At 49.7% G+C, this 4,205-nt stretch carries 4 protein-coding genes and 1 pseudogene; 2 read left to right on the plus strand and 3 right to left on the minus strand.

The window, feature by feature from the left end:
- The first annotated feature begins 124 nt into the window (after positions 1–124).
- Positions 125–277 (plus strand): annotated as a pseudogene (locus L0156_11900) (transposase zinc-binding domain-containing protein).
- 325 nt (positions 278–602) lie between these two features.
- Positions 603–1,292 (plus strand): transposase, encoded by a 690-nt coding sequence (locus tag L0156_11905; protein MCI0603703.1) that lies wholly within the window; start codon positions 603–605, stop codon positions 1,290–1,292.
- 214 nt (positions 1,293–1,506) lie between these two features.
- Here the strand turns inward: L0156_11905 and L0156_11910 are convergent, their stop codons facing one another.
- From L0156_11910 to nosD, 3 genes are all read right to left on the minus strand, one after another.
- Positions 1,507–2,376, minus strand: a complete 870-nt coding sequence (locus L0156_11910; protein ID MCI0603704.1) for a hypothetical protein — start codon at positions 2,374–2,376, stop codon at positions 1,507–1,509.
- 88 nt (positions 2,377–2,464) lie between these two features.
- A complete protein-coding gene (locus L0156_11915; GenBank protein ID MCI0603705.1) occupies positions 2,465–2,944 on the minus strand; it encodes an ATP-binding cassette domain-containing protein in 480 nt (159 codons plus the stop codon).
- 1 nt (position 2,945) lies between these two features.
- On the minus strand, positions 2,946–4,205 hold a 1,260-nt coding region (gene nosD, locus L0156_11920; GenBank protein ID MCI0603706.1), incomplete at its 5' end, for a nitrous oxide reductase family maturation protein NosD.

Consider the following 4,205-nt stretch of genomic DNA (forward strand, 5'->3'; position numbering starts at 1 on the left):
ATCCAGACATCCGGAGAAGACTCCCTTCTATTCTGTTCTCTTTCACCATTTTGATCGCTTCGTGGGTGAGTACGATCATCGCTTTGAAAAGCATTACGGCAAGTGGAGGGCTGTGATCTCCTATATGGTGACCAAATACCTGGATTGCGGAATGCTGAAGAACGGCTTTGCGCGCATCCGATGTCCTTCTTGTAGGGAGGAATTCCTGCTTGCTTTTTCTTGCAAAGGCCGCGGTTTCTGTCCATCCTGTTCGGCCAAACGTTCCGTTTTGTGGGGTGAGTTCGTTCGTCAAAAAGTGTTGGCAGAGACTCCGCACCGGCACGTTGTATTTTCGATCCCCAGGATCTTTCGCATCTTCTTTTTATACAACCGAAAACTGTTAACCGAATTGAGTCGATGCGCCTGGAAGGCGATCCGCCAGTATTTTGAAGTCTGCTCCCCGCAAGGAACGCTGCCTGCAGGCATCCTTTCGATTGCTACTGCGGGAGATTTTCTCAACTGGAATCCACATATTCACGCATTGATTGCTTCCGGTACTTTTCAAGCGGACGGGTCCTTTCTTCCTGCCGCGCTGATTGCTGAGAATATACTGCGGCAGCTGTTTGAAGCACACGTTTACAAGCTCCTGGTTTCCAAAAGGGCTCATTGGCCCGGAGCTGATCGCAAAGATGCGCACCTGGAGACACAGTGGATTCCATGTTTATGTGGGGCCCTCGATTCTGCAAAAAGAAGATGTGGTCCGAGTGGGACTCTATATTGTGCGCGCTCCGGCTTCCTCTTCCAGACTTCAACTTACACAAGACGGTTTGCTGAAATACCTGGCCAAAGGATCTCTGTCAAACGATCGATGCGACACCCTCTTTGAACCCAAAGGTCAGATCTTTGATTCCCTGGAATGGATTGCGAAAGTCACTTCCCATATTCCAGAAAAGGGATCTCAGCTTGTCCATTATTATGGCGCTTATTCCAACGCACATCGTGGCAGGAGAGCCAAACTCGGCGACTCCTCTGTAGCAAGGACTCACTGCAACAAGGAAGCCCAATCGGAAACTGAATGGACAAAACTGCGGCGTAAGTCCTGGGCTGCATTGATTCGACTTGTTTACGAAGCAGATCCTCTGCTTTGTCCCAAATGCCGGAATCAGATGAAGATCGTCTCGGTAATCAAAGATGGTCCCGTCATCGATAAAATTCTTGCGCATCTTCAATATAAGTTTGAACCGCTACCGCTTGCTGCAGTTCGACCTCCGCCCGATACTCCACCTGAGTGGGATTCCTTCTCAGCCGACTGATTCCTTCTTCTGCTTCCGAAATAGTAGCCGCACTCTCTTTTTGTCCCGAAAACACGCCAGTTTCCTATTTTTGATACTCACCTTGTCCATCTGCCGTTCCTGTACAATTGATCGCGCAGATCTCTGCCCAATTTCACATATCTGGTGCTTACGCGAAAAAGCAATTTCTTATAATTCCTTGTTAAACTCGATTTGTCTTTAGAGTGTCAGGGCCTTACGGGCAACCCACAACGTTTATTGCTCCGGTTCCCTGGACCGAATCGCCCATCACCGTCATAGCAGTAAACGGGATGGATATATCTCCACATATCACTCCGACATCCCGGAAACGGAAGAAAAGCAAAAGATCCGTATCGCCATCCGACTCCACATCTCCAGCGATTGCGTTTATCGCGCCTGTGGCATTTCCAAAATTCACTGTGTTCACATCAATGGTAAGCGCATCGAAGTTAGCATCGGTTAGTACAGTCAGCCGAATCAAACCGTTGCGATCATTGGGATTTACTGTTCTGGGATTAACTAGAACTCCAACCGTTTCCGGGTTCGGATTACCTCCAACTACATCGATTTCAATACTGTCGTAAATGCTCTCTCCACCCCACAAGGTAATCTTCTGGATGAATCCCAGCGCAGGAGCAGGTTGAGGAGGTAAGATCTGATCACCAATAGTTGTGTTATCAACTTCGACGGACTGCCAAACGGTGTTTCCAGCATTGAAGTCAAATGTTTTCCGAACAGGAGTCACTCCATCAACGTCCAGATTGGCGCCCTGGAAAACCACTCTACAATGGCCGAATGCACTGTTTACATAGACTCTCGCATGTTGGACCTGTTCACCAGGTCCCAGGGCGAACGTGATCTCATCAAAGGCATGAAATATTTCGATTGCATGTGGCGGATCTGGCGCCGCGAAGGGAGCCGCGATAAGCGCATAACCTCCACTGTTGGAATGGACAAATATTGATGAGGCGAAGCCGGGTTGGGATGAATTTGTGTCCGAAGTGAAATCCTCCCGGTAGAACTGAGCCATTACCGGCGTGACACAGGACAAACATAGTAGAAGAACCAAGAAGCTTTTTTTCATTTGAATTTCCTCCTTGCTAGTTATAGCGAGAACCAGCTTCAAAAACTTGCAGACATCTCGGATTTTTTTTGCACGTGATATAGCCGATTTAGACAAAAGGAAAGGTAAAGTGGTCGAGATGCGCTTCTTTGCTGGAATGAGTATTACCCGGCGGACCTGGGGGTAGTTTCGCCTCATTGCCAATTTTAACTCCGGCAAATCCTCCAAGTCGCTGTCCTCTGTCCAAAAGGTCGTACGCCCAGATTTCCGAAGGATCTACACCGCGCAACCTCGCAAGAAAGATCAGACTCTCTTTCACTGTCTGTTCACAAAACGCGGGGACCTGCGGCATGTATCCGATCAACTCTTTTGCTTCGACCGGATCCTCTTCCAGTGAAATTCCTTTGATCTGAATGCATCCGGTGTAATGAACGAGGCCGAGTATGCAGCGCAACAGGCTGCTTTTGCCTGCTCCGTTCGCCCCGACAAGAGCCAGCGTTTCTCCGGCTTGCACTTCAAAACTCACGCGATCAAGAATCTGGCGGCCGCCGATCTTTGTGGAAACATCATTCACTGTGATCATCATCATTTCACTCTGCAGCACTTCGAATTTTATTTATCGTGATCCAGCAGCATGCGGTCAGCAGCAATCCCGGAAACCAAAGACCTGCGCTTGCAGAATTTACCGCGGCGATTCCACTGATTTCCGAGGGCCTCAACAGCGGACGCTTGTCTATTGCGACGGTCCGCGGACGACCCAGTGGAAAAGTTCTCGCCGCCATTTCCAGCGCTTCACTCGCAGGTCCCATTCGCAATAGACCCAGCTCCGGCCAGCGAACAGCAAGCGATTCGAAGAACTGTTCAATTTGATACGGCGTATCACCTAAACCGTCGCCGTTTTCATCGAATCCAACATAGTCGCTCCAGTAATTTCCTTTTTCCCCCAGCGAAAAAATCTTCGGCTTGATTACGCCACCCATGATTTCAACCTGCACGCGGTTTGCAACGAAAGCGTTTTCGATGAACACAGCGCGCTCAATCGATGGCTGCAACGAAATGCCCACATCGTTTCCTGCAACCAGATTGTTGCGAATGATGCACGTCCCATTCACCGCCTGTGGAACCTCTTCCAGAAAGATACCGCGCGCGTTATCGGAGATTCGATTGTTTTCGGCCAGGATGTCATCACCAACTTTGATGAAGAAACCGACTCCACCAACGCCGCGCGATCCGGTGAATCGATTGCCGCGAAGAGTCATCCGTCTGCTGTACATGATCGCGGAGCCAACCTGATTGTCTTCAAATGTGTTGTCCTCAAACAAGCTGTCATCGCAGTACATGTAATGAAGCCCGTAGCGGCTTGTGCGGACTATGTTCTTTCGAACAGTCACGTGATTCGATTGCCAGATCGCAAGATCACGACTTCGTTCCACAATGTTCTGTTCGATTGTCGTTTGCGGAGAATCGTAAATCCGTATCCCATCTCCACGGCGTGGTGGAATGAGTTCTTTGCCGATTACGTGGTTTCCATGAATGCGGGCTCCCCGGGCCGATAAGACGAAGATACCGAAGAGAACATCTTCGATTAGATTGTTTTCAACGACGCAGTTGCGCGCCTTTTGAATCTTGATGCCGCTGTCTTCCGACACAAGACTACCGCCGCTGCCCCGCACCGTGAAACCGCGAATTTCAGAAGGCCCCTGTTTGACTACGATCACGGAACCTTTACCCATCCCTTCGATGACAGCGCCCGGCTCCCCTTTCAATACCAGAGACTTGTTCAACGTGATCTGCTCGCGATAGATTCCCGATCGCACATGAATCTGATCTCCGCTGTTCGCCGCCTGAAC

It is taken from the genome of bacterium (assembly GCA_022616075.1).
Classification (GTDB): domain Bacteria; phylum Acidobacteriota; class HRBIN11; order JAKEFK01; family JAKEFK01; genus JAKEFK01.